Origin of the sequence: Mucilaginibacter hurinus (assembly GCF_003324525.1) — a bacterium.
Lineage (GTDB): Bacteria > Bacteroidota > Bacteroidia > Sphingobacteriales > Sphingobacteriaceae > Mucilaginibacter > Mucilaginibacter hurinus.
The window spans coordinates 80,538-105,667 of the sequence record NZ_QGDC01000001.1 but is presented as its reverse complement, the minus strand read 5'-3'; the positions used below and the strand labels follow the sequence as shown (position 1 = coordinate 105,667).

The 25,130-nt window shown below is 46.0% G+C and carries 25 protein-coding genes; 9 read left to right on the top strand and 16 right to left on the bottom strand.

What is annotated here, in order from left to right:
- Positions 1-10: 10 nt before the first annotated feature.
- Positions 11-175, bottom strand: a complete 165-nt coding sequence (locus tag DJ568_RS17320) for a hypothetical protein (RefSeq protein WP_199560815.1) — start codon at positions 173-175, stop codon at positions 11-13.
- A gap of 225 nt (positions 176-400) precedes the next feature.
- Between DJ568_RS17320 and DJ568_RS00415 the strand changes: the two genes are divergently transcribed.
- Both DJ568_RS00415 and DJ568_RS00410 read left to right on the top strand, forming a co-directional pair.
- Positions 401-580, top strand: a complete 180-nt coding sequence (locus tag DJ568_RS00415; protein WP_114003256.1) for a hypothetical protein — start codon at positions 401-403, stop codon at positions 578-580.
- Between the two features lie 42 nt (positions 581-622).
- A complete protein-coding gene (locus tag DJ568_RS00410; protein WP_114003255.1) occupies positions 623-1,261 on the top strand; it encodes a PRC-barrel domain-containing protein in 639 nt (212 codons plus the stop codon).
- An 81-nt stretch (positions 1,262-1,342) separates the two neighbouring features.
- Here DJ568_RS00410 and DJ568_RS00405 read toward each other — a convergent pair whose 3' ends face one another.
- Positions 1,343-2,671, bottom strand: a complete 1,329-nt coding sequence (locus DJ568_RS00405; RefSeq protein ID WP_114003254.1) for a BamA/TamA family outer membrane protein — start codon at positions 2,669-2,671, stop codon at positions 1,343-1,345.
- Between the two features lie 162 nt (positions 2,672-2,833).
- Here DJ568_RS00405 and DJ568_RS00400 point away from each other — a divergent pair, with 162 nt between their 5' ends.
- The 7 genes from DJ568_RS00400 to DJ568_RS00370 all read left to right on the top strand — a co-directional run bounded on the left by DJ568_RS00400 (position 2,834) and on the right by DJ568_RS00370 (position 11,972).
- Positions 2,834-3,067, top strand: coding sequence for a hypothetical protein (locus tag DJ568_RS00400; protein WP_147238678.1), 234 nt, complete (start codon positions 2,834-2,836; stop codon positions 3,065-3,067).
- 152 nt (positions 3,068-3,219) lie between these two features.
- Positions 3,220-3,819, top strand: a complete 600-nt coding sequence (locus tag DJ568_RS00395) for a trimeric intracellular cation channel family protein (RefSeq protein ID WP_114003252.1) — start codon at positions 3,220-3,222, stop codon at positions 3,817-3,819.
- A 31-nt stretch (positions 3,820-3,850) separates the two neighbouring features.
- Positions 3,851-4,291 (top strand): VOC family protein, encoded by a 441-nt coding sequence (locus tag DJ568_RS00390; RefSeq protein WP_114003251.1) that lies wholly within the window; start codon positions 3,851-3,853, stop codon positions 4,289-4,291.
- 92 nt (positions 4,292-4,383) lie between these two features.
- Positions 4,384-6,243 (top strand): PAS domain-containing sensor histidine kinase, encoded by a 1,860-nt coding sequence (locus tag DJ568_RS00385; protein WP_114003250.1) that lies wholly within the window; start codon positions 4,384-4,386, stop codon positions 6,241-6,243.
- A 287-nt stretch (positions 6,244-6,530) separates the two neighbouring features.
- Entirely contained in the window at positions 6,531-7,262 is a 732-nt protein-coding gene (locus DJ568_RS00380) for an ImuA family protein (protein ID WP_114003249.1), read from the top strand.
- Positions 7,255-8,751, top strand: coding sequence for a Y-family DNA polymerase (locus DJ568_RS00375; RefSeq protein WP_114003248.1), 1,497 nt, complete (start codon positions 7,255-7,257; stop codon positions 8,749-8,751). The genes DJ568_RS00380 and DJ568_RS00375 overlap by 8 nt, the downstream gene beginning before the upstream one ends.
- Before the next feature lie 2 nt (positions 8,752-8,753).
- Positions 8,754-11,972 carry an error-prone DNA polymerase gene (locus DJ568_RS00370; protein WP_233496596.1) on the top strand — a complete coding sequence of 1,073 codons (3,219 nt, stop codon included), beginning with the start codon at positions 8,754-8,756 and terminating at the stop codon, positions 11,970-11,972.
- 70 nt (positions 11,973-12,042) lie between these two features.
- On the opposite strand, the gene DJ568_RS00365 is transcribed toward DJ568_RS00370, so the two are convergent.
- The 14 genes from DJ568_RS00365 to DJ568_RS00300 form a co-directional block, all read right to left on the bottom strand.
- A complete protein-coding gene (locus DJ568_RS00365) occupies positions 12,043-12,282 on the bottom strand; it encodes a hypothetical protein (protein ID WP_114003247.1) in 240 nt (79 codons plus the stop codon).
- A 48-nt stretch (positions 12,283-12,330) separates the two neighbouring features.
- Positions 12,331-13,101 carry a non-homologous end joining protein Ku gene (ku, locus tag DJ568_RS00360; protein WP_114003246.1) on the bottom strand — a complete coding sequence of 257 codons (771 nt, stop codon included), beginning with the start codon at positions 13,099-13,101 and terminating at the stop codon, positions 12,331-12,333.
- A gap of 12 nt (positions 13,102-13,113) precedes the next feature.
- On the bottom strand, positions 13,114-13,356 hold the full coding sequence (locus DJ568_RS00355) for a hypothetical protein (RefSeq protein ID WP_114003245.1): 243 nt from the start codon (positions 13,354-13,356) through the stop codon (positions 13,114-13,116).
- Between the two features lie 193 nt (positions 13,357-13,549).
- The gene (locus DJ568_RS00350; protein ID WP_199560814.1) at positions 13,550-14,974 is read right to left on the bottom strand and encodes an AAA family ATPase; all 1,425 of its coding nucleotides are present in this window, start codon (positions 14,972-14,974) and stop codon (positions 13,550-13,552) included.
- A 24-nt stretch (positions 14,975-14,998) separates the two neighbouring features.
- Entirely contained in the window at positions 14,999-15,844 is an 846-nt protein-coding gene (locus tag DJ568_RS00345; RefSeq protein ID WP_114003244.1) for an ATP-binding cassette domain-containing protein, read from the bottom strand.
- Between the two features lie 3 nt (positions 15,845-15,847).
- Positions 15,848-16,621 carry an ABC transporter permease gene (locus DJ568_RS00340; protein ID WP_114003243.1) on the bottom strand — a complete coding sequence of 258 codons (774 nt, stop codon included), beginning with the start codon at positions 16,619-16,621 and terminating at the stop codon, positions 15,848-15,850.
- A 2-nt stretch (positions 16,622-16,623) separates the two neighbouring features.
- Positions 16,624-18,420 carry an OmpA family protein gene (locus tag DJ568_RS00335; protein WP_114003242.1) on the bottom strand — a complete coding sequence of 599 codons (1,797 nt, stop codon included), beginning with the start codon at positions 18,418-18,420 and terminating at the stop codon, positions 16,624-16,626.
- Between the two features lie 18 nt (positions 18,421-18,438).
- The gene (locus DJ568_RS00330; RefSeq protein ID WP_114003241.1) at positions 18,439-19,548 is read right to left on the bottom strand and encodes a hypothetical protein; all 1,110 of its coding nucleotides are present in this window, start codon (positions 19,546-19,548) and stop codon (positions 18,439-18,441) included.
- Positions 19,549-19,566: 18 nt separating this feature from the next.
- Positions 19,567-20,253 carry a hypothetical protein gene (locus DJ568_RS00325; protein ID WP_147238677.1) on the bottom strand — a complete coding sequence of 229 codons (687 nt, stop codon included), beginning with the start codon at positions 20,251-20,253 and terminating at the stop codon, positions 19,567-19,569.
- Between the two features lie 256 nt (positions 20,254-20,509).
- Positions 20,510-21,097, bottom strand: a complete 588-nt coding sequence (locus tag DJ568_RS00320; RefSeq protein WP_114003239.1) for an alpha-ketoglutarate-dependent dioxygenase AlkB family protein — start codon at positions 21,095-21,097, stop codon at positions 20,510-20,512.
- Positions 21,097-21,375 (bottom strand): hypothetical protein, encoded by a 279-nt coding sequence (locus DJ568_RS00315; protein WP_114003238.1) that lies wholly within the window; start codon positions 21,373-21,375, stop codon positions 21,097-21,099. The genes DJ568_RS00320 and DJ568_RS00315 overlap by 1 nt, the downstream gene beginning before the upstream one ends.
- 290 nt (positions 21,376-21,665) lie before the next feature.
- The gene (locus tag DJ568_RS00310; protein ID WP_114003237.1) at positions 21,666-22,919 is read right to left on the bottom strand and encodes an IPT/TIG domain-containing protein; all 1,254 of its coding nucleotides are present in this window, start codon (positions 22,917-22,919) and stop codon (positions 21,666-21,668) included.
- 86 nt (positions 22,920-23,005) lie between these two features.
- Positions 23,006-23,662: an ion transporter gene (locus DJ568_RS00305; RefSeq protein ID WP_114003236.1), complete on the bottom strand. Its 657-nt coding sequence runs from the start codon at positions 23,660-23,662 to the stop codon at positions 23,006-23,008.
- Positions 23,663-23,890: 228 nt separating this feature from the next.
- Complete coding sequence (locus DJ568_RS00300; protein ID WP_114003235.1) at positions 23,891-25,009, bottom strand: GAF domain-containing protein; 1,119 nt, start codon at positions 25,007-25,009, stop codon at positions 23,891-23,893.
- Positions 25,010-25,130 lie beyond the last annotated feature (121 nt).

Here is a 25,130-nt window from a genome sequence, read left to right as displayed (position 1 = left end):
ATGTTAAGCGTTACATACGCGATTCGTTATCGTTATGCTTTTCAGGATTGACTTCTGAACGGTAAAAGTCTTTCTCAAATTGGTTTTTGTCTTTAAGGTTTTTACGTATCAGCAAAAATATCAGGCAAAACGCTGCAAAAATCACCAATGCTATTATAAGGTAGTTTACTTCCATAGTAAGTTAAGTTGCCCTAAATGTCACCGTATTGCATTACAATTTGGTTAAGTTAACTTTATCAAATTGTAAAGTTTTACTTGATGCTAAGCGTGCATAATCTCATGTGTCGCTTTAATTATCGTTTTAATAAATAAATAATCCTATTTGTTAAAAACAATTGCCCTTTGGTGTGTTTAATCATTACATATTAAACGTAATGAATCACTCACCCAACACACCATTATGGCACATTTAGAAGTAGAACCCAAAAAGCCTTTCCCGTGGCTATGGATAATCATTGCTGTCGTTGTAGTAGCAATTCTGTTTTTCTTATTCAGTGGCGGCACTGATAACGATAGCGCCACCGGTACGCCCGCCGCAGTAAATAGCACTGCCGGCAAACTAATCACTTTAAACGGGTAACCTTTTAAACCCTTGTATATCCCAATAATAATTTAAAAAGATATGGCACTTGAAGCAGAAGAAAATAAGCAAGGAAGTCACCTTGTAGAGTTAGCCGGTAGTGGCTATCAAATAGTTGAGGGCGAGCCCGATATTACCGGCTGGACCGTGGTTGACGGGTTAAACCGCATGATAGGCGAAGTATACGATGTGTTGTTTGATCCAGAAACCCGCAGCGTTAGGTACATTATTGTTGACCTTGCCGAAAACGAGCAGGATGTAGACACAGATAAAAAAGTGTTGGTACCCATAGGCATTGCCGAACTGCGTGACGGTTATGACGAGGCAGACGATACCGAAGCAGTTGAGGATGCCGAAGATACTGACGACTTGGACCAAGACGACGATATTTATGATGATGAAGTGGTTTTTTTACCCACGTGTACCATTGAACAGCTGCTGAGCTTGCCTCCTTACCAGGAGGGCGAGCTGTCGCCAGAGCACGAGCTGGCTATAAGATATGTATTTGAGAAACCTTTAACGGGCATCAGCGTACCGTATCAAAGAGAGACGTTTTACCAGCATCAGCATTTTAATAATAACATATCTGCCGGTAACGGAGCGCCGTATGATAATCAGCAGGGCATTAATCGCGAGGGTGATAATACCACAGGTAACGGTACAGATATCCACCGGTTATAAATCAAATATCAAAGCTGTGTGCAGGCCTTATGCGGAAACGCATAAGGCTTTATTATTTGCATGAATTTTAACGTGCTATCCCTAAAAAGCTTCGTTAAGCCCCAGGAAGAAGCCGCGCGCGCCGTACCTGCCCCAGGCATAATCAAGGCACAGGTTGGTGCGTGTAGCTTTATTGAATAATACACGCAGGCCGGCGCCGCCGCCGGGCTGCCATTGCTGAAACAGTTTGGTGCCCAGCTCATCGTTAGCGGTTTGTATATTGAAAAACGTAACGCCGCTTAAAAATTTATTCCGTGTTATCGGGAAGCGGTATTCAACTTCAGAGTAAAAGTATTGCGGGCCTTTAAAGTAACCCACGGTATAGCCCCTGGCACTGCGGAAACCCGCGTCCTTGGCGCTTCCGGGCAGTTCAAGATAGGGCAGGGCCCCGTTTAGCAAATACGCGCCCCAGTTCCAAAATGCTATAACATGTTCGGGGTTGCGGTTTGATAGGCTCCAGTATTTCCTGAAGTCGGTAGTAAGCTGCACCGCGCCCTTGGTACTCCCCATCCAGGTTTGGTTCACCCTGATGCCAACATCGGTGTAAATACCCTTATATGCCCGGTTCTGGTTATCGCGCGTGGTATACTGCACGTTAAAAAGCATCCCGTTTGAGGCATAGTTGCTGCGGTCAAAACCATAGCGGTCACTGTATATTTTGTATGGCGTAAGTTCGGTTGTGGAGCGGCGGTCCTCTATCTGCCTTCTGATGTCGAAAGATACGCCTGCGCCTAAAAACAGTCCTTCGCTAACCTGCTTGTAAACCTTCTCCCTGATGTTATAATAAAGGGAGTGTAGCGCATAGCCCTTGCGGTCGGGGTTGGTAAGTGCCAGGTCGGCCTCGCTGCCCGTGGCCGCACGGCCAATACCCAGCCCATAGTCGGGCGTTACGGTTTTGGCCAGTACCAAATTGCCCTGAAAGTTCCATTTATTGCCGGGCGTATACACATTGTGGTTAATGTAAAAATAAATAATGCCTTTGGTAGTAATAGATGCCGACGTTGCCGCTACCGACATCAGCGTATTAGGATCGTTACCTAAAACCCTGCCCGCTACAGCCTTTATACCGCCCTGGAAACCTATGCTGGGGTTGGCTGCAACATTGGGTATGATAGTTATGCCCGAACCCTGCCGCGTCAGGTCTTTCTTTTTGTTGGGTTTAAGGATGCGCTGTACGAGGTCGCCAAAATCAAATTGATTATATGTAGTATCTGCGGGCTTACTGATCTTCACGCCGCCGGCGCCTAACGAATCTGTTTTTAACGTGTCGGCGGGCGCGCCAACTTGTGCGTAGGCGGTGTGGCACAGCCCCGTAAACAGTGCCGGCAAAAGTATCTTCAGTAACGGAGCAGCAAGGGTTTGTTTAAGCATCAAAATTAATTTTTATAGCGCTTTGCCCTATAATAGGCTTTTTTTTAACCGCTGACAGAAGTAAAATGTTTTCAGCATCACTTTAGCGCAGCGGTTTGCTAACTATTGCCGCAGCCAAACATTGTAGCCCGCCATCGGTTTATTAAGAAAAAACATATGATTATGGAAGCTACTGATCCGATTGACGAACCGAAAAAAGAAGAAACCCCACAGCCCGACTTTGTACCAAACGAAGAAGAAATAAACAGTTTTGGCGATGCCGACGAAGCCATTAAAGAAGAAAACTATCCTTCGCTGAGCAACCAAACTCAAACAGGTAATGCTACCAACAACAGCGCTCTGGACATTGAGCCCGAAGGCGATGGAGACGATAGCCTGGCTCATCCAAACGATTAACATTGCCAAACCGCAGCAGAAATTAATGCCCCTTAAAAGGGGCATTATGCTTCATGCATAATGTCAACACATCCTTTACAGGTGGAGCGGATTGAAAATGACAGGCTTATAATCAAACATCTTTTTACTTAAGTTTGCTTTCTACTAATTATATGCTCTCATTTTCGGCCATAGTTGAAATTTTAGGGATAATCGCCTTCACTATTTCGGGCACGGTATCCGCACTACACAAAAAGCTCGACCTTTTTGGCGTGCACATTATTGGTTTTATTACTGCCATAGGCGGGGGTACCATTCGTGACATACTTATAGGTGCTACACCGGTAAGCTGGATGCGCGATATTAATACCCCTGTTATAATATTAGTTACCTGCGTAATTACCATATGGTTAAGGCACTATGTACACTACTTAAAAACAACACTTTTGTTGTTTGATGCACTAGGCCTGGGTTTGTTTGCCGTAATAGGCATAAAAAAAGGGCTTGACGCGGGTTTGCATCCTGCAATTTGCATAGCACTGGGTACCATTACCGGTTGCTTTGGCGGTGTTTTGCGTGATACTCTGCTTAAAGAAATACCTGTTTTATTCCAAAAAGAAATTTATGCCACAGCCTGTATAATAGGTGGTTTAGCTTACCTGGCATGCTTGCAGGTAGTAAGTGTACCAGTTGCCGAAAGTATTGCCGTAATAGTTGTATGCTCTATCAGAATACTTGCCGTTAAGTACCAATGGAAGCTGCCATCGTTGTAATTGGCCCTTAACTAAATAAACATTAAATAATATGCTACAGCGCTTAAGTGTTATTACCATAGGGGTTAACAACCTGCAAGCTCAAACAGCCTTTTATAAAACTCAGCTGGGCTGGATCCCGGAGGCGGAAAATAACGACATCGTTTTTTTTAAAATGAATGGGTTTTTATTCAGCCTGTTTAACCGCCGGGCGCTTGCCGAGGGTGTGGGCGTGCAGCACGAAGGCAGCGGCTTCCGGCCGGTGGTACTGTCATACAATGTACCCGTACAAGATGAGGTAGATGAACTTTACGCCGCATTTAAATCGCGGGATATTAATATCCTGAAATCGCCGGTGCATACGCCTTTTGGTGGTTATTACTTTGCCTTTGCAGATCCGGAGAACAATGTGTGGGAGATAGCCTATAATCCCTATATCCCGCTGGATGCAGCAGGCAACACCATCACCCATGAAAGCATTAGTGACCTGTAATGCCGCTTTGCAGTACCATGACCGCTAAATGAAATTATTTCTGCTGAAACAAAATTCTATCTTTCCGTGTATTTAAGTCTGTTTCTTGTGCCATGACCAAACCATCCGAAAATTCCAATTTACCCGAGCAGCCTGCTGCCGCCAGCGATGCGCGTTTCAGGGCGTTGGTTACTGCTACTTCTGATGTTATTTACAGTATGAGCGCCGACTGGAGTGTAATGGGGCAGCTGGATGGCCGCGGATTTTTAACAGATACACAGGAGCCCATGAGCGGCTGGATAGAAAAATATATCCACCCCGACGATTTTGGCAAGGTTAAAGCGGCTATTGCCGAAGCGATACGTGATAAAAAGATATTTCAGCTGGAACACCGGGTGTTACAAGCCGATGGCAGCACAGGTTGGACCTCATCTCGCGCGGTACCTATTTTGGATGACAAGGGCGACATTATTGAGTGGTTTGGCACCGCCAGCGATATTACTGAGCAGAAACGTGCCGAAGAAGCGGTACGCGAAGAAAAGGAACGGTCTGAACAGCAGCGCCGCCTGTACGAAACCATCACCTCAAGTACCCCCGACCTTATTTATGTGTTCGGGCTCGACTATCGCTTTCAGTACGCTAATGAGGCCCTGCTAACCATGTGGGGCAAAACCCGCGAAAATGCCGTAGGGAAAAGCCTGCTCGAAAACGGGTACGAGCCCTGGCATGCCGAAATGCATGAGCGCGAGATTGATAAGATCAGGGAAACCAAAACCTCCATCCGCGGCGAAGTATCTTTTCCGCACGCCATTTTAGGGCGGCGTGTGTATGATTATATCCTTAACCCGGTGTTGAACGCACAGGGCGAAGTAGAGGCCGTAGCCGGTACCACGCGTGATATTACCGATATTAAAAATGCCGAAACAGCCATTACCGAAAGCGAAACCCGTTTCCGTGTAATGGCCGAGAGTACCGATGTAATGATTTCGGTGGGGGATGAGATGGGAAAAACCATCTACTTTAACCAGGCATGGGCTACTATTACCGGCCGTCCTGCAGCCGAGTTGTTATACTACGGCTGGCTGGATTTGATACACCCTGATGATAAGGAACAAGTGATGCGGCTGTTTGCCGCATCGTTAAAAGATATAAAGCCCTGGCAGTACGAGTTCCGGCTGCCTGCCGCGGGCAATGCATACCGCTGGCTGCTTACCCGCAGTACGCCGCGTTTCCGGTCCGACGGGTCCTTTGCCGGTTATATCAGTTCAACCGTGGATATTACCGAAATTAAGGAGAACGAGCAGCGCAAAAATGCCTTTATCAGCATGGTAAGCCACGAGCTTAAAACCCCGCTTACCTCGGCCATCAGCTACGTGCAGGTATCGCAAAAAAAGGCCACCGAATACCAAGATACGCAGGTGGCAGGCATGCTTGAGCGGGCCGGCAAGCAACTGGCAAAAATGACGCGCATGATCAATGGCTTCCTCAATGTGTCGCGCCTCGAGTCGGGCAAGATACATATGGACCTGCAGGAGTTTGATATTACCCAACTGGTAGGCGAGGCGGTAGAAGAGGAGAAAGCTGCCATAAACAATCACGTGCTGGTATTTAACCCCTGCAACCCCATGATGGTGAAGGCCGACCGCGAAAAGATAGGGCAGGTAATAAGCAACCTCATTAGTAATGCCGTAAAATACTCACCCTCCGGCTCGGCTATACATATCACTTGCAGCCATATAAACGGCGGCGTACAGGTAAGCGTAGCCGATGAAGGCATGGGCATAACCGCCGAAGACCTTCCCCGCCTGTTTGAGCGCTACTACCGCGTAAAAGGCACCGAAAATAACCACATCTCCGGCTTTGGCATAGGCCTGTACCTCTGCAGCGAAATCATCAAAGGCCACGGCGGCGAAATATGGGCCGAAAGTGAAGTGGATAAAGGGAGCGTGTTTTATTTTAGTTTGCCGGGGTAGGTGGCTCCGGAATTTAGTGTTTCCAATTTATGTAGATAAATGTCTTAAATTGACATCACTTTTGAGTAAAGGGATTTGTTGTCGAATTATTCCCCCACATTTTATCAGACACAAAAATATTAACTCCTCAAGGTTTATAAATTAATTTGAGCTTGGATGACCATTTTATCTTAGTCTATTAAAAGTTTAAATAAGTCTGAGGCCTTCTTTGTTGTTTCTCCCTTCTCCACAAAAAAACAAAATGCTAATATTTTTAGTATTACATTTGTAGTGCAAAATGTTAGCCGATGCCCGCAAGTCAGCACCATATTATTTCAAAACTACAGCAGGACATACTGCGGTGGGAGGGGTATAAGCCGCCCGCGGGAGGCAAAACTGGTTTGGGGGGTCTGGGGCGGGTAGAAGAGGCTTTCCCTAACGGGGTTTTCCCGGCGGGGGCGGTGCATGAGGTGGTTTGCGCTACGCCCGGCGAGGTAGCTGCTGCTGCGGGTTTTGTTACCGGGCTGCTGTCGGCGCTGATGCAGGAGGGCGGCGCGTGTTTATGGGTGGGCTTGTCGCAAACGCTGTTTGCCCCGGCGCTTAAGGCCTTTGGCATCGAGCCGGATAGGGTGATCTTTTTAAATTTATTACGGGATAAGGATGTACTGTGGGTGGTGGAGGAGGCGCTGAAGTGCAAGGGCCTGGCCGCAGTTATCGGCGAGGTTAGCGAGCTGGATTTTAAACTGTCGCGCCGCCTGCAGCTGGCGGTGGAGCAAAGCCATGTAACGGGTTTTGTACTGCGCAATGCCACCAAAAAATTAGGTGCTACGGCCTGTGCCGCCCGCTGGCATATACGCTCCCTGCCCAGCCAGCCCGTTGCCGAGGGGTTACCCGGACTGGGGCCGCCGCGCTGGCAGGTGGAACTGTTAAAAGTACGCAACGGCAGGCCGGGCAGCTGGGTAATGGAGTGGGATGCCGGCAAATTTGTAACGGTTGATAAACCCGTGGAGGCCGAAGAAGGGAGGCAAAACTATGCCTAAACGCTATATGGCCATCTGGTTCCGTCACCTGGTTACCGACTGGCTGATGCTGGGCCGTCCGCAATTGCGCGAGGTGCCCTTTGTGTGCGTAATGCCCGAGCATAACCGCATAGTAGTAACCGCCGCCAGCCACCGGGCCGAAGCCGAAGGGATTTTTGCAGGCATGGCCGCCGCCGATGCCAAGGCCATTACCACCAACCTGAAGGTATTGGATGCCATACCGGGCAAAGAGGCGAAGCTGCTGCGGCAATTGGGCCTGTGGTGCATACGCTACACCCCGCTGGTTACGGTTGACAAGCCGGACGGCCTGCTGCTGGATATTACAGGCTGCGCTCACCTGTGGGGCGGCGAACGCGGGTACCTTAAAGAGATTGTGTTAAAGCTGCGCAGCAGGGGATATGACACACGCGCGGCCATTGCCGATACAGCAGGGGCGGCCTGGGCGGTGGCGCGGTATGGGAAAGTGACGCCCATTATAAACAGCGGGGAACAGGCCGGGGCATTGCCCGATCTTCCGCCGGCTGCTTTACGGCTTGAGCCCGAAATAAATAGCCGCCTGCATAAGCTGGGCCTGCGCACCATTGGCAGCTTCATCAACATGCCGCAGCGCGAGCTCCGCCGCCGTTTCGGCGAATTGTTTTTACAGCGTTTGGGGCAGGCGCTCGGTACCGAAGATGAAATACTTACGCCCCTGGTGCCGCCGGTACCTTATACCGAAAGGCTGCCCTGCATGGAGCCTGTATGCACAGCCGCCGGTATTGAAATAGCCATTAAAAAATTATTGGAGCAGCTTTGCCTGCGCCTGCAAAGCGAGGGTAAAGGCGCACGCAAAGTGATACTTAAATGTTACCGGGTTGATGGTAAACTGGTGCAGGCCGGCATCAGCACCGGTCGCGGTTCGCACAGCGTATCGCACCTGTGCAGGCTTTTCGATCTGCAGATTGGCAAAATAGAGACAGCCCTGGGTATTGAGCTGTTTTTGCTGGAGGCCACCAAAGTTGAGGATGTAGCTGTATTGCAGGAAAAGCTATGGGCGGGTAATCCCGGCCTGGCCGATACTGCCCTGGCCGAACTGCTGGACCGCATTGCCGGTAAAATAGGGCCCGAACGGATACGCCGTTATTTGCCTGCCGAACATTACTGGCCCGAGCGGTCGGTACGGCCGGCGCTTTCGTTACAGGAGGTGCCCGAAACGGCGTGGCGTACAGACAGGCCCCGCCCGGTACGCTTACTGCCGCGGCCCGAAGCCATCAAGGTAATGTCTGTACTGCCAGATTATCCGCCCAATATGTTTATTTATAATGGGCGCCGTTATGAGGTGGCCCGTGCAGATGGTCCCGAGCGCATAGAACGCGAATGGTGGCTGGATAAAGGCACACACCGCGACTATTACGCGGTTGAAGATACCGCCGGGCAGCGCTACTGGCTGTTCCGGTCGGGGCATTTTGATGAAGCGCCTGAGTGGTTTTTACACGGATTTTTTGCCTGAAGATGATGGAGGAGTACGCAGAATTACAGGTGACCACCAATTTCAGCTTTTTGCGGGGCGGTTCGCATCCCGACGAGATGGCGGAACAAGCCGCGGCACTGGGCTACACAGCCATAGCCGTAACCGACAGAAACAGCCTGTCCGGCATAGTGCGTGCCCATATCGCCATCAAAAATATTAATAAAGAAACGACAGAATCAGAACGGGAAACAAAACCTAAGATAAAATTTATACCCGCCTGCCGGCTAGATTTGCTTGACGGGCCGGGTTTGCTGGCGTACCCTACCGACAGGGATGCTTACGGGCGTTTATCAGCCTTACTCACCCTGGGCAACCTGCGTGCCGAAAAGGGCGAATGTCACCTGTACAAAGCCGATGTGTATGCGCATAAAGAGGGTATATTGTTTATTATGGTGCCGCCGGATAAGCTTAACGCGCGCTTTGATTTTGATGAGGATTTTAAAGCTGCGGCAGCGGAATATAAAGCCGGGTTGGGCGCTGCACTGTATGTGGCGGCGATTCGCTCTTATAGCGGTGATGATGCCAAGCGGCTGTTTCGCCTTGCACAGCTGGGGATACCTATGGCCGCTACCGGTGATGTGCACTACCATGAAACACAGCGCCGCGAATTGCAGGATATACTCACCTGCATCCGCGAAAAATGCACCATCCACACCGCGGGTTTCAGGCTGCACAGTAACGCCGAACGGTACCTTAAACCTATTGAAGAGCAGCACCGCCTGTTTCGTGATTATCCGCAGGCTATCCAAAATTCGCTGGCCATTGCCCGGGCGTGCAATTTCTCGCTGGATACGCTGAAATACATTGAGCCCGAAGAGGCTATTATTGATGGCATGAGTCCGCAGGAGCGGCTTACCAAATTTACTTTTGAAGGAGCACACAAGCGGTACGGCGATATATTACCTGAGCAAATAAAAAAACAACTGGCATTTGAACTGGCCTTTATTGAAAAGCGCAAACTGGCGCCGTATTTTCTGCGAGTTTATAAGTACACCCGCAAGGCGCATGAGCTGGGTATTTTGTACCAGGGCAGGGGGTCGGCAGCTAATTCAACGGTATGCTTTTGCCTGGCGATAACGGCGGTAGATCCTATGAAGTCGCGGCTGCTGTTCTCCCGCTTTATGAGTGACGCGCGCGACGAGTGGCCGGATATTGATGTGGATTTTGAGCATGAGCGGCGTGAGGAGATCATCCAGTACATCTATGAAGATTATGGCCGGGAGCGGGCCGCTATAGTTGCCACCGTAACCCAGGAGCGGCACCGGGGTGCCATCCGTGATGTGGGCAAGGCCATGGGCCTGTCTGAAGATACCATAAAACGTGTGGGCGCTACCATATGGGATTTCAGGGAGGAGGGCTTTGACGAAAAACGCCTGTGCGAGCAGGGCCTTAACCCCCGGGATCCGCTGATAAATAAAGTGCTTCAGCTAACATCACTGCTTATGGGGTTTCCGCGGCAACTGGGGCAGCATACGGGGGGCTTTGTTATTACCGATGGCAAGCTGAGCGACCTGTGCCCGGTAATGAACGCCCGTATGGAAAACCGTACCCAACTAGAGTGGAACAAAGACGACCTGGAGGCTTTAGGTATACTCAAGGTAGATGTTTTGGGCCTGGGCATGCTTACCATGATACGCAAGGCTTTTCACCTGGTAAAGCAGCATTACGGCAGGGAGTGCACACTGGCCAATATTCCGCAGGATGACCCTAAAGTGTATGAAATGATAAGCCACGCCGATACAGTAGGCGTGTTCCAGATAGAGAGCCGGGCGCAAATGTCAATGCTGCCACGATTAAAACCAAAAAAGTTTTATGACCTGGTTATAGAAGTAGCCATTGTAAGGCCGGGACCTATACAGGGGGATATGGTGCACCCGTACCTGCGCAGGCGTAATGGCGAAGAAGTGCCTGAATATCCTAAGCCTGAATTGGAAGAGATATTGAGCCGCACGATGGGCGTACCGCTCTTCCAGGAACAGGCTATGGAAATTGCCATTGTTGCCGCAGAGTTTACCCCGGCCGAAGCCGACCAGCTGCGCCGCAGCATGGCATCGTTTAAAGCCAATGGCAAGCTGCACATTTATGAAAAAAAGCTGGTAGATGGTATGGTACGGCGCGGTTATGAAGAGGATTTTGCCCGTAGGATATTTAAGCAACTGCAGGGCTTTGAAGGGTATGGTTTCCCCGAAAGTCACGCGGCTTCATTTGCCTTGCTGGTGTATATTTCTTCGTGGCTCAAATATTACTACCCTGATGTATTTTGTGCCGCCTTGCTTAACAGCCAGCCTATGGGCTTTTACCAGCCCGCGCAGATTGTTATTGACGCGCGCAACCATGGCGTAGTGGTGCTGCCTGCTGATGTTAACCTTGCCGGGTGGGATAATATTATTGAAAAGCCGGGTACGGTACGCCTCGGTTTCAGGCAGATAAAGGGGCTGCGCGAAGAAGAAATGGCCGGCTTGATTGCTGCACGGCCCTATACCCGTATAGACCAGCTACCGGTACAACTGGCCGCTTTGGAAAAGCTGGCCGACGCGGATGCTTTCCGGTCCATTGGGCTTGACAGGCGGCAGGTCTTGTGGCAGGTATCGGCACTGGCAGATAAACCAGTGGCCCTTTTTAAAGATAAACCACAACCCGAAGCACAGGTAAAATTACCGCTGATGACTTTGGGCGAGCATGTGGTGCAGGATTATGCCAGTACCGGCCTTTCGTTAAAAAAGCATCCGGTAGCCCTGGTACGCGAGAAGCTGGATATGCTGCACATAACGCCTATCAGCGGCTTAAAAAACTTAAAAGACGGCGACGCGGTTAAAGTGGCCGGCCTTATCACCGTTCGCCAGCGGCCGGGTACTGCCAAAGGGGTATTGTTCATGACCATTGAGGATGAAAGCGGCAACGCCAACCTGGTAGTTTGGGAAAAGCTGTTTAATACTTACCGAAAAGAAATTGTACAGTCGCGCCTGTTTATGGCCGAAGGCAAATTGCAGGTAGAAGGGGAGGTGATACACGTGGTAGTACGCCGCTGTTTTAACCTGGGCGACCTGCTGCGCGGACTTACCGCGGCACAAAGTGATGATTTGCCATTACTGAGCCTTGCCCGCGCCGATGAAACAAGCCTGCCCTCAACCCCCGACCCACGGCAGGCCAGCGCGCAATCTGCGGCGGGTGTTTTTCATAAGGGCAGGAATTTTAAGTGATTACCAACTTTATAAGTTTTGTTATAGCCACCCGCGCCAAATTAAATTATGGCGCGGGTGCGCTAACACATCAGGAGTGAGATATGATATCTTTTAGGTCACCGATATCACTTTTATGTTTTTTCAGGTGTCCTTCCTTCTCTTTAAGGTATGCTGTGGCCTGCTCTTTGGCAGCAGCGGCTGCATCGGCCAGTTCGCGCCGGTGGTTAAATATTAAATAGGTAATGGCTCCGGCAGCGGCCGCGCCACCAATAATACCCGCAATTAATAAACTGGTATTTTTGTCGTGCTTTTTAAACGGATTTTTCATCGTGGTAATATTTATGTAAGTAATTCAATCTATTATTTTTACAAGGCCTTAAGCGCCCTTCTTCACGCTTAAGCTGCTCATCAGTTGTTCGTACAAATCGTCGCCCTTTTCTTTTTTTGGCTTTAACTTCTTGATAGTTGGGCGTTTGCCTTTCGCTTTTGCTTCAATAATCTTCAGTAATTCGGTATGGTACTCATCCTTGTATTTCGATAGGTCAAACTTTTCTGAGTACTGGTTCACCAAAGCCAGCCCCATATCCAGTTCCTTTTTATTTACTTTTATATTATCAGCTATGTTAAGGTCGTCAATGCTGCGTATCTGCTGTTCAAAACGTATGCGGGTAACAACCATAGCCTTGTCTACCGGGTGTACAATACAAAGGCTTTCGGTGCTGCGCAATACAAAACGTGCCAGGCCTGCCTTTCCTGACTTGCGCATCGCCTCAAGCAGTAAGGCATAAGCTTTATTGCTTTTGGTTTCAGGCTCAGCGTAGTAAGATGTTTCGTAATACATGGGGTTAACCGAGGCAATGTCAACAAAGCTCTCTATCTCAATAATTTTACTTTTTTCGGGAGCGGCTGCCTCAAAGTCGGCGTCTTCAACTATTACATAGTCATCTTTAAATTTGTAGCCTTTAACAATCTTATCGTAAGGTACTTCCTTCCGGGTATTTTCGTTTATCCGCTGAAATTTAATGTGTGCATGGTCCCTGCTGTCAAGCATATCAAGGTCGAGCGATGTTTTTTCGACAGCGGTATACAGTTTGATGGGGATGCTAACCAGCCCAAATCCTATTGAGCCTTTCCAAATTGATCTCATAACATTTAAATATTATTCGTGAAAATGGTGCGCTTCAATTTTATCTGCCAGCAGGTGAAGCACCTGGTTATTAATGCCGCCCGGATTTTTACACACATGCAAATGCCCGTTTGCATCGGGCTCAAAGCTGGCTACCAACTCACCCGCCTGGTATATCTTAAACTTACAGCGTTCACCATCATGGTGCAGGTAATCTGCCACTTCAAAAATGTGTTCTTCTTCGTTCGTTCTAACTGCCAGTGTAAAAGAGTCCATAGTATTTTTTATTACAACTACTGGTATGTTGTTTTGTTTACAAAGAATGAAGGTATCCTACGGAAGGTGTGTATGCAACCGGTGCAGGGAGAGTGCAAAGGTTGGGAAGGCCGAATTACGATACCGACCGATTTTTATGGTGTGCAGCCTTCTTCGGCGATGGCGTTACTATACATCCGGCTTTTGTGCCGGGTTATGGTTGTGGAATATCCTGCGCTTCAATGGTTAGCAATATATCCCGTGTTAACGGTGTGGAGGATAATGACAGGCGGTTTGCCTGCTGCTCAATAGACTTTTCAAACACGTTACGTGACAAGCGCCCGTTGCCAAAAGATTTATCTTTATTGGCGATTTTCTCGTTAAAGTATTTGCGCAGTTTGGCCGAAGCTTGCTTTGTGAGCTTATAATCTGTTTTGGTACAAAACGTCCGGTAAATATTAAGCAATTCTTTGGTGCTGTAATCTTTAAACTCGATATACCTGTTAAAGCGCGATTTTAGCCCGGGATTGTCATTGATAAAATTTTCCATTTCTTCGGGGTACCCGGCAACTATAACAATCAGGCGGTCGCGATGATCCTCCATTCTTTTTATCAGTGTGGCAACGGCCTCCTGGCCGTAATTATCATTGTTTTCACCAATCAAAGCATATGCTTCATCAATAAACAATACCCCGTCAAGCGCCGATTGCACCACTTTGTCAACTTTTACTGCCGTTTGCCCGGCATACTCAGCCACCAGCGACGACCGGTCGGCTTCTATCAAATGGCCTTTCTTTATAACACTGAGTTTTTTGTAGATGCGGGCCAACAGGCGGGCTACCGTAGTTTTTCCGGTACCCGGCGCGCCGGTAAACACGCAATGATAGGATACCCTGGATATATTGAGCCCGGCCTTTTCACGCTCCTTTTGTATTTTAATAAAATTAACAAGTGTGGTTACTTCTTTTTTTACGTCATCAAGTCCAATCAGCAATTCTAGCTCACGTATAACATCTTCCAGCGTCTGCTTATCGTCTTCGTCGTTGCCGGCCGGGCCATTATGCATGTCGGCCGGTTGTTCCGGGGTGTGCGTTAACCGCCACACGGTTTGCAGTTGTGCGGTGGTGTCACCCGGGCCGGCGTTATCTAAATTGGTAACCAACGATGCAAAACGATACAGCGCTGCCGCATATTCATCGAACAAACGGTGTTGGGCGGCTTTTAAAACTTTAGGATACAGCAGGGGTTGTGGTTGTGAGGAAAGCGCTTCCTGGTATTGGCGCACGCGCATGCCATAGCTGATGTAGTACTCGCTTACCTGCCTGTTTTGCCCGTGCATTAAGGCAGTTACGTTTTGCTTATTGTTAAGATGTGCCGCGTCATAAAACTTCAACCCCGTATATACCAGCGCAAAGTTTTGCGCAGCGTTGGGCCGGGGTAGGGTACACAGGTTGAAAACCGAAACAATCTCAAAGAAAACATACTCCGAGGTAGTATATGAACTTGTGGATTCAGGCTTTTCTGCAGCGGCGATAATGGCTGAAAAACCACTGTCGCGCTCAAGTTTGTCGGCTGCTATTTTAAGGGTGGAGGATGATTCGTCTAAAAGTAAAAGGGTCTCTTTATCGAGATTGATCATTTTTAAACTGAATTAGTTACCTGCTTAGCTTTTCAGCATATGTTTCTTTATATCCACCACACAATCATGGTGTGATGGCGAAAACTCGCTGTGCCAGGCCAAACCCATATCCTTAAGGTCAAAATGTTTAACAATAGTGCCGTAATGTTGGCTGGGATTATCGGGCTCTTTATAACCTATAATGTAAATAGAATCGGCAAGTTCCACAGCAAGCTCAATATCATGCGTACTAAAAACTATGGTATTAAGATCATGGCTTTCGTTAATCTTCCTAAACGATTCTTTAACATTTTCTATATTGCCCACGTCAAGCCCCGAAAACGGCTCGTCAAGTACCATATAATAGCCAGAGCTAAGTAACTGCTCAAGTATGGCGGTACGCTGGCGCTGACCGCCTGAAAGCTCATTCGGGTATTTGTCTTTATGATGTTCCAGTCCCCAATCTTTCAGGTAATCCATAATCTTGCTCTTTTTCTCCTCATCAGATGATTTGTTTTTCCGTAAGGCGTAAAAGAGGGATTGATACACGGTTTTATGGCGAAACAGGGTGTACTTTTGATCAACAAAGCCTACATCACCTTCACATACCAGCTTTGCAGGCTGTAAGTTATCGGCAATATCTTTATTAAAATCAGGTATAAGCACTTTGCCGGTGGTAGGCTTTTCAAGACCGGTAAGCGCCCTGAAAAGTGTTGATTTGCCGCGGCCCGACCTACCTACAAAAGCTATAGTTTGACCTACGGTCTTGTCGGGCCGGGTAACATTCAGCTCGGTAAAATTAATATCTTTTATAATGGTTTTATCGCCGTATACGATGCTCAGATTTTCAACATGTATAATGGTATCTTTTTCGCTGTACGCAGTAGCCATATTTTAAAATTTTGAATAAGTAAATATGGTTTTGCGAGATACGTTAAGTACCCAATCAAGCAATAATCCCACTAAAAGTATCACAATCTGCAAAGCCACAATGCGGCCATGGTTCATAAACTTGTCGCTGTTTTTTATAAGTACGCCCAAACCGCCGGCAGCAACCAGTATCGACTCAACGGTTACCAGCATCATCCATACTATAGCCAGGTTTTGCCTAAGGGCGTCAATCACATAATCCAAACGTCCTTTTATAACCACTTCCCAAAGTACTTCCCAGCGTGTACACTTTAACGAGCGTGCATGGTCAATCTCTTCTTTGGGGATATCCTTAAGCATAGCCAGCAGGGTAGTTACAAAGTACAGGCTCATAAAAATGAATAACACACTAATTTGCATTGTGCGGGCATCATTTACAATAATGGCCAGGTAAAACGTTATACCGGTCAATGGTAAATATCTCAAACGGCTCATGATATGGGCAATAGGAGAGATGGCGGGCAGCGGCGAAAGATATACCACTACAAGCGATATAATAACGGCCAGTAAAGTGGCCTGTGCACACAATGCCAGCGAACTGCCTATGTGTACCACCAACCCCTCTTTATACAATGATGAAAAACCCTCTGCCACCTGCCCGGGGGTAGGGAACAGGTGCTTTGTGCCTGATGAAGATATAATCCAGTAAGCGGCAACCAGTACAATCCAGATAGCTGAAATTGCAAGCTGCTGGTTTTTACTGACCGTTTCAAACGGTTTAAACCAATTTTTTAACATAGTTACTTAAGTATTGATACTACCACACGCCTGTTTTGAGCCCTTCCGGCAGCTGTTTTGTTATCAGCAATCGGTTCATCCTGGCCCTTACCGTCAATTTTTTGAAAACGGTTGCTGGGAATGCCTTTTTGTATCAGGTAACTTTTTACAGCTTCGGCACGCGCTGTAGACAATGAGTAATTATTATCAGCCAAACCTGTGTTATCAGTATGGCCTACAAGCTCAAGTTTTGAATCTTCGGCCTGGATAAGGAGGTTGTAAATAGTCCCTAAAACATCAGCGCCTTCAGGTCTTATTACAGCCCGGCCCGGCTCAAAGTTAATTCTCCACTCGCCGGATGCCACCATTTTTGAGGCTTTTTTTGAGTAGTCGGCAGAGTAGGCCGCGCCCTTGTCAATGTTTTCAATTTGTTTTAAAAATGACAGGTTTACCGCATCATCATAAGGTACTATACGTTTTACGTTTTGATTAAAGCCAGCAGGATTTAAATCTTTAAGATATTTTGAAACCTGCTCATAAACGGCTTTATAACGGTTAGTACCGTCGGTAATACCATAATATTGGTTAGCATCTGCAAGGTTAAATACTCTTGAGCCGCCCATATTATAGGATATGCCATTCTTTTCGCCTTTTTGTCCTTTAAACATTTTGTACCAGTACTCCGGTGTTTCCATACCAAAGCTTTTCGTAGTAGTTTCAGATGCGCGCACTCTCCAGGTATCGTACTGCTTCATCTGGTTTGAGGCAATGTAAGAAGCTTTGAAAATATTGCTCACCAATTCGCGGTTATTCTCAGCCCATTGCTTTAAAAAGATAACGGTAGTAGCCATCTGGTTATTAAACTCACGCGTCGACACGATATCAGTGAAGCCGGTTAGCTCGTCAAAAACCATCTTGTCTCCGGGAGTCCATGTAGCACATCCATCAACCTTTTTGTTGATAGTTTTTCCGGTTAGTTTGCCATCTTTTACTTCTTTAAGCGGAACTGTCCAACCTGTTTTTTGCGATTTTATCAGTTCTTTAGCTGATTCTATGTAGTCATCATTGGCTGATGCCAGGAAATTGACTGCTTCAGCGTCATAGGTAGAAGGGTCGGGGTTAACTTTAAGTCCGTTTGCAAACGCGTAATTCACAGTTGTTACCCAGTCGCCATCGCCAATTACAGCCGATACTAAGGCGCCCTTCATGCTTTGCGGATCCATCTTCCAGCTTGGCGGGCCTATTAATTTATCTTCACCATAGCTCAAGCCAATAGCGCCCATTACCTGCATTTGATATTTTCCTTCGCCATACTTGTCATCCAGGGCTTGCTGCACCGAGCTGATGTAAAAAGGAGCTCCATCGCCCATTATAATTATGGCAGCTACACCTTGTTGAGGCATAGGTTTACCCTGGTCAAATTCTTCAACAAATTTCAGGTGCAGGTTACGTAATTCCGACAGCCAGTCCTGCCTAACTATTTCAAGGTTAACGCCGTTCTGTTCCATTAGCGAGCCCTTGGTCGTTTTAGGTCCACCGTTAGCCACTATAATACCTGATTGCGCATTCCAGGCATAGCCGCCAATCCTCACCAATGGCTTTGACGATACCTCTGAAGATGCATCATTGCCTGGCAAAGGCAGCTCTTCAGATGTGATAACGTTGTTAACATCCTGGTCTGAAAGTTCAAGCCTGTCGCCTGCTTTTGACGCGTCAATCCTTAGGCCGGGCGAAAAATAGTATACAAGAAAGCCTATGATCCCGGCAAAAATTATTGCAATTAGTGCTTTTGAAAATGTGGTAAGATTTGACCAATTCATGTTTTATGATTGTAAGTTTTAGTTAAAAATGTCTCCAAACCCTTGCGTTTCACGCTTATCTTCAGGTGTAAGTTTATAGTTTGGATTGCTGTATTTTGTAGCTGCAGGCACTGTTACCGCATCAGTTTTTATCTGGTCGGCCAGTTTGTCAAGTTTGGTGTACAATTCATCACTATCTACAGAGTATTGAGAGGTAAGTGAATCCAGGTCCAGCAGGTTTTCCCTGGTGGTTGCCAGATCCATCGCTATGGTATTGGTAACCACATCCAGCGCGTACTCAAGCTCCCAGCCTTTTGTAAACAGCATAGCTGATTTTGCCTGCTCAGTAGCTTGCCTTGCCGCAGCGGCAAAAGCATGCTCTTTTTTAAGCATATCAATACTTACTTCAAAGTCAGCAATTTTTATCTCCATGGCCGTATCAACCATATTAAGCTTACGGTCAAGCTTGCCAATAACATGCGCACGGCTGCCGTATTTACGTACCAACCCGGTACTCTGGTTAAGCATATGGCTAATGCGCTGTCCTTCGCTTAACGTTCTCATTAAACCGGTCTGTAATTCTACATATTCATCAGTTTCTTTAGCAGCTTCACCCAGCTTGTTGTCCATTTCTGTCATTTTAGCTTTAGTGGCCTCTGCACGTGACTGTAGCAAAACAACCTTTTCCTGGTAGTCCTTAGTTTCTTTTTCTGATTTTAAGGCCTCTTGCTCCATAGATGATTTTATAGCTTTAATTTTGGCCTTCGCTTGCTTAAATGATAAGCGATTTTGTACCATTATAGCCTTTTGGCGTTCCAGCTCACCAAAAGGATCGCTCTTTATCAGTAATTTGTGAAGGTTGCGGGCAACTACTTTTAATCCCTTTATAATTACCGGCAGCATAATAAAAAACGCTATCACCAGTACTGCCGCGGCTATAGCGCCTAAAACCTGTCCAATCCAGGTAAATACTATAGGTAGTATAAATGAGTACAAGCCCCAGCCTATAGTTCCGGATACTACCAGTCCTATTATTGATGCTATGGTTTTTTCCCCTTTACGCCAGTTTTGGGGATTAAAGGTGATGTCACTTTTTTCAAAGTGTTTAAGAATAGGTAACTCAAGTATTTTGCTTTGTTCTTCTTGCATGAGTGTAAGGTTCAAATATTAACTTTTAATGTATGTGGAGATACCCTCTTTTACAGCGATCAATTTATCAATGCTGGTTTTATGAGCATGGTCATTTGCGGCAAGCCGTTCATGGATATTTTTTTCCTGTGAAATATAGCTCTCGTCTATTTTTGCGAGTTTATTCTTTTTTGTGGTGATTTCTTCTTCCAGCTTTTTCAACTCTTCTTTCAGTTGTAAAATTTTGGTATCAGCTTGCTCAATTTCAGTAGTCAATGTGCTTTTTTCGGCTGACTTTTTATCATTTATCGAATTTATTTTTGATTTGCCCTGCGTAACGTACTGATTATATACTTCATTTATTTTACTGATGTAAAAGTCGGCATCATGTACCAGTTTTTGCACGGTTACAGTTTTATCCAACACGGTTGCCATTTTGTAGGCCATGTTGTAGGCTTGCTCATTGTTACCGGCCGAGTTTACCGAATGATAAAATTCATAAAAGTCATACCCCGGCATGTTTATCGATTCTAATCCATTTTCATATACTTTAATTACTTCTGCAATTGCAGGAGCAGATATTGTTTGAGTATTAGATACAGGCGCTTGGGCAGATGTTACATTATGTGTTGGATTATTTACCGGAAACGAGAAAGTTTCCGCCGCCGGTTTCGACTCTTCTTCTTCGTCGGATTTTATAAAAAGCGATTTAAAATTCTTTAGCATGTGTAATATTATTAAATATGGGGTGTGGCTTGCGCCATACAGCATATTAAAGGCTAAATATGCATAAAAAATTAAACAATAAAGTGATTATTGTACATAAGTGTTAAATTGAAAACAAAACCCAATGCCCGGGTTACCGGCAGATACTTTTTTGCCTGCAAAATTGATGTGAACACGCTGTTTTAAACTTAATTACCGGGGTTTTCGCAGGTACACGGTTGTCCAGGAAACTTTGGTTACGCATTAAGACGTTATGCTATACAACCCGCCTGAAAGTTAAGTTTACACGCGGTTTCATGGGCCGGGCAGATTTGGCTATGCGATGGTGCCAGTCTTCCTGCAATGAGCCTTTCATTAACAGAAATGAGCCATGCTCTAAACGCACCGAATATTTTTCGGCATGGTTATGTTTGTTACGTATATCAAAACTGCGCACCTGCCCAAAACTTACCGAGGCTATTGTGGGCTGACTGCCTAAAACGCTTTCTTTATCACTATGCCACGCAACAGAATCATTACCGTTACGGTAGTAATTAAGTAGTACGCAGTTAAATGATATACCAGCCAGCGGTTCAACTTTTTCGCGAATGGCCTGCAGTTCCGGCGTCCAGGGCAGTAATCCCGCTATGCGGTCAGTTTCGCCGTACCAGCAAGTTAAACGTGGGGTAAGATATTGTTTATGCCATAGCGTTTGCGTGGTTTGCTGCCATGGCGTATTGTTTATAAAGAATTGCAGTAACGTGTCACTTTCTTTGCTGCCGTATAGGGCAGGTTGATACTCAAGCAAATGCTTTGGTAAACCCCTGCTTTGGCCGGCTTCAGCAAATAACTGAATTTGTTCCATCAAAGCTTTTCTATGTAATTGATTATAAAGCCGGCAATTTGCTCCTGCTCAGCCACGCTCAGGTTGTCGCCATCATATATCCAGTAATTTTCCTGATCAAATAATATCCTGCCTAAATTTTCGGCGGTGGTATCATAAGCGGTATATAATTCATAGCATTGGTGGCCAACCGGCGCGTAGGAGGGTACCACCCTTATTACCTCGCTTGCACCATTATTGCGGTTAAGCCAGGCCTTTGCTTCTTCCCTAAGGAATGTATCAGACTTTAGCTGCGGCATTTTTTAAACTTTTTTCAAAGGTATAAAAATACTAATATTATTAGCAATATAAAGTTAAGATTGAAGTGTATTTGCGTACCGGCTGAACTTACTGTACAGGATGGCTGGGAGAAGGCACCGAAATTAGCGGTTCTTATCTAAGGGAATAAGGTTTCGATATATGTATGAATTTAAGGGGGCGCTATGTTCCCCCTTAAAATGCATTTATAAAGTAGTTGGGTTGTAAAACCCGCCAGGTAAGTTCTTTTAAATAAAGGCGAACTCTTTGGCGGTACATAGAAATAAAATGTTTATTTAAGGGCGTACTGACGGATTATACTGCCGGTACTTGTGTGACTCACAATGTATATTTTGTTGTTGAAATAATTATAGTACATAGCACGGTTAATGTTTACATCCGGTATCGATCCAGATAAAATGCCTGCGTAGCCAGCCGTATTAACAACCCTAAATGGATGCAGCCTGTGTAGTATTATAACGTTGCCAACGTTATCAACTACCAGGCCATTAGGAGACTCAAACGTGGCAACGTTTGCTGGCCCGTCTTTCCTGCCTTCTCCGCCTTTACCCGAAATATAAGTAGCTGTACCATTGGCATCTACCTTAAATAACTTTCCGGTGTTTGCCGTATCAGGCGATATGGTGTAATAGTTCCCGTCATTATCCGGAAAAAAGCAATAGCCGGGCCTCAGCCAGTTTACATTCTGGGTATTGCCTGAACTTGTAACCTTTGTAAGTATTCCGCCCACGTTCCATAATTCAGATTGAAGCAGCAGCAAATTCTGTTGTTTTGCATTAACCTTGATATCGTAAAGTACCTTAAAGTTTGTACGTACACCATCACCAAGTAATGTAGTGGCTTGCCCGGCAGCGTTTATTTTAAGTACAACGCTGCTTTTCAACAGGGTAACAGTATTTACCCATCCCTCAGGTTCAATACGGTAAGTGCTATCCAGGAATAAGCTACGGGTAATGTAAACATTTCCCAAGCCGTCATTATCAATACCCGTCATGCCATAATATTTAGGCAGCGATATGGGCGGCGCTGTGTAGAGCGTGCTGATGCTACCGTTGGCGGTAATTTTTTTAACCCCCGTGGTAGTAAGCAAATAGGTAATGCCGTTGCCTGACTTGTCGAAGGATAGTTTGTTTATATAAAAGTCGGTGCTGAGGCTGCCTTCTTTAACAATCTTCAAAACTTTAAAATCTGTAGATGATGTTTTAGTTATACCGTTTACCGTAACGCTTATTTTGCCTGTAGTAGCCTCGTGGGGTACCGTAGCCACAACTTGACTTGTTGTTGCAGAATTAACAATAGCTGCAACACCGTTAAATTTAACTTTAATAGCGGCGGGATTGGTGCCAAAATTGCCATTTATGGTTACTGCTGTGAAATTTACACCGCTGGTAGGCCAAAAAGTACCGGCCACAGCCTGGTGTTTTTTTACCCCTGCGGCGTTATCAACAGGTGCCACATTGTCTTTTTTACATGCGGCGAATAATAAAATTACGATAAATACAGGGAGTTTTGTAAGTAGTTTCATCTGATGCTGTTATGTTAAGGTTTATGTTCAAATATAGCTTTAATTTTATTATCGCGGTAATTAACGGTATATAAAACTACTTATAGTTAACCTGTTTTTTCACTAACAAACCACGAGGCTATAAACGCGGTAAATGTTCCAAAAAGACCAACCCCGGCTGTCATTAATACTGCCGCGATAATACGGCCTTCTGTAGTCACCGGAAATTTGTCGCCATAGCCCACAGTAGTGATAGTTACATAGGCCCACCATATGGCATCTTCTGCCGTTTTTATATTACTTGCGGGATCTTTTTCAACTTGCAAAATTGCTATAGCCGAGAATATGACCAACAGAATAGCGAAAATGAAGATTGATGTAAAGGCACCTTTTGCCTTGTCTTTAAATACATACGATACAAAACTATGGGTGGAGCGAAAGGCCCGTATCAGGCGGAGCACCCTTATTAAGCGCAAAATCCTGCCCGCTCTTAAAAAGCTTACCGTGGGTATACTTGATACCAAATCAATCCACCCCCAACGCATAAATTCGATCTTGTTTTTCGCATTGTAAAAACGAACGCAAAAATCAACGAAGAAGAGGAGACAGATAACATTATCAATGTAAATTAAAAGCCTGGAAGTTTCTGCTGGTAACTTAAATATGGTGTCGATAAGAAGTGCACCAAGAACATATACCGACAATACGAACACTATAAGATTTAATACGTCAATCTTTTTCTCCGAAGGGTTCTGGGTATTCATCGTGAAGGTTGTATTAAAAAACGCGGTAAGTTAAGGGTTTTTTGGTTAATTATAGCGCCTAATAGGATCGAACCCCGTAACACATCTTTAGTTAGCCCGGCATGCGTGCAGGAGCACTAGGATGGAATTCAGATCATTCGTTTAAACAGCGAGGCGGATAATTTTGGGGTTGACAATAGGGTGTATTAAGGATTATATGAAGCTGAATCGTTTCAATCGAGGGGATTTCTAGCTAGCCTGTAAGCTATTCGCACCAGTATCATCTGCTGTGTATCCCACCACAAGGCGGATCTTTTCATCCAATTCAAGCGCCGCTTTTTCCATGAGCTGAATTTCCTCTATACAGGCGGCCCGTTCGTCGCTTTTTAAAAGATTAATCAAACCCATAATGGAAGCCACCGGCCTGCGCAATTCATGCGATTGAATAAAAGCAATCTGGCGCAGCGATTCGTTTTGTGCGGTCACCGTCTCTTCGTGTTTCACCCTGGCCGTAACATCTGTAGAATTCACCGAAACACCAATGATCTCACCGTCGGGATTAAAAGCAGGCTCATATTTGATAACCCACCAAATCTGGCGGTCACCATAAATGATTTTTCGTTGCTCAAAGCTGGCCGTCCCCTTTAAAGCTTTTTGGTAGCTATCGTAAAATTCGTTTTTAAGTTTCGGATTAACGTATTGCCCCATATCACTCCCTCTGACTATTGCCTTATTATAAGCGGTGTAAACCATCCTTTCAACAGATTTATTAAATGCTAATACTTCAAAGTTTTTCCCGATTAGCAAATGACAGTCTATTGAACTCTCAAAAAAAGAACGAAGCTCTATCTCTGACCGCTTAGCTGCAACAAATTGTTCTTTAAGAATAGTGATGCTGCTATCAAACTCCAGCAACTGAATTACCTGCTTTGACAAGGCCGCGAGCATTCGCTGCTGAAGTTCATTCAAATCTTTAGGTTGCTGATCAATCACACACAGGCTACCCAGGTTTAGTCCGTCTTGCGTGGTTAGCGGCGAGCCGGCGTAAAAGCGAATATCCGGATCACCCGTTACCAGCGCGTTGTTTTTAAAACGTTCATCCAATAATGCATCGGGCACCATCATCACCTGGTACTGCTCTATAGCATAATTACAAAAAGCATCGGTCCGCGATGTAGTTTCGAGTTGAGAACCCACCTTGAATTTTATGTGCTGCGTGTCTGCGTCTATGAGCGTAATCAACGCTGTGGGTGTTTCGCAAATTTTGGCAGCTAACTCCACAATCTCCTGCAGTTCCTGTTCCTTGCTTATTTTTAACTTTAAAAAGCGGTTTACAGCTGCAATGCGTTCGAGCTCTCTTAAAGGCATGGTATATTTTTTACGGATATACGGATAAGGTTTCTTAAAAGTTGCGTTACTGTTTAAACATAAATACTTATGTAATTCAGTGTGTTTTCAGAAGAAGTTACCGACAAAAAGGTAACGGCAC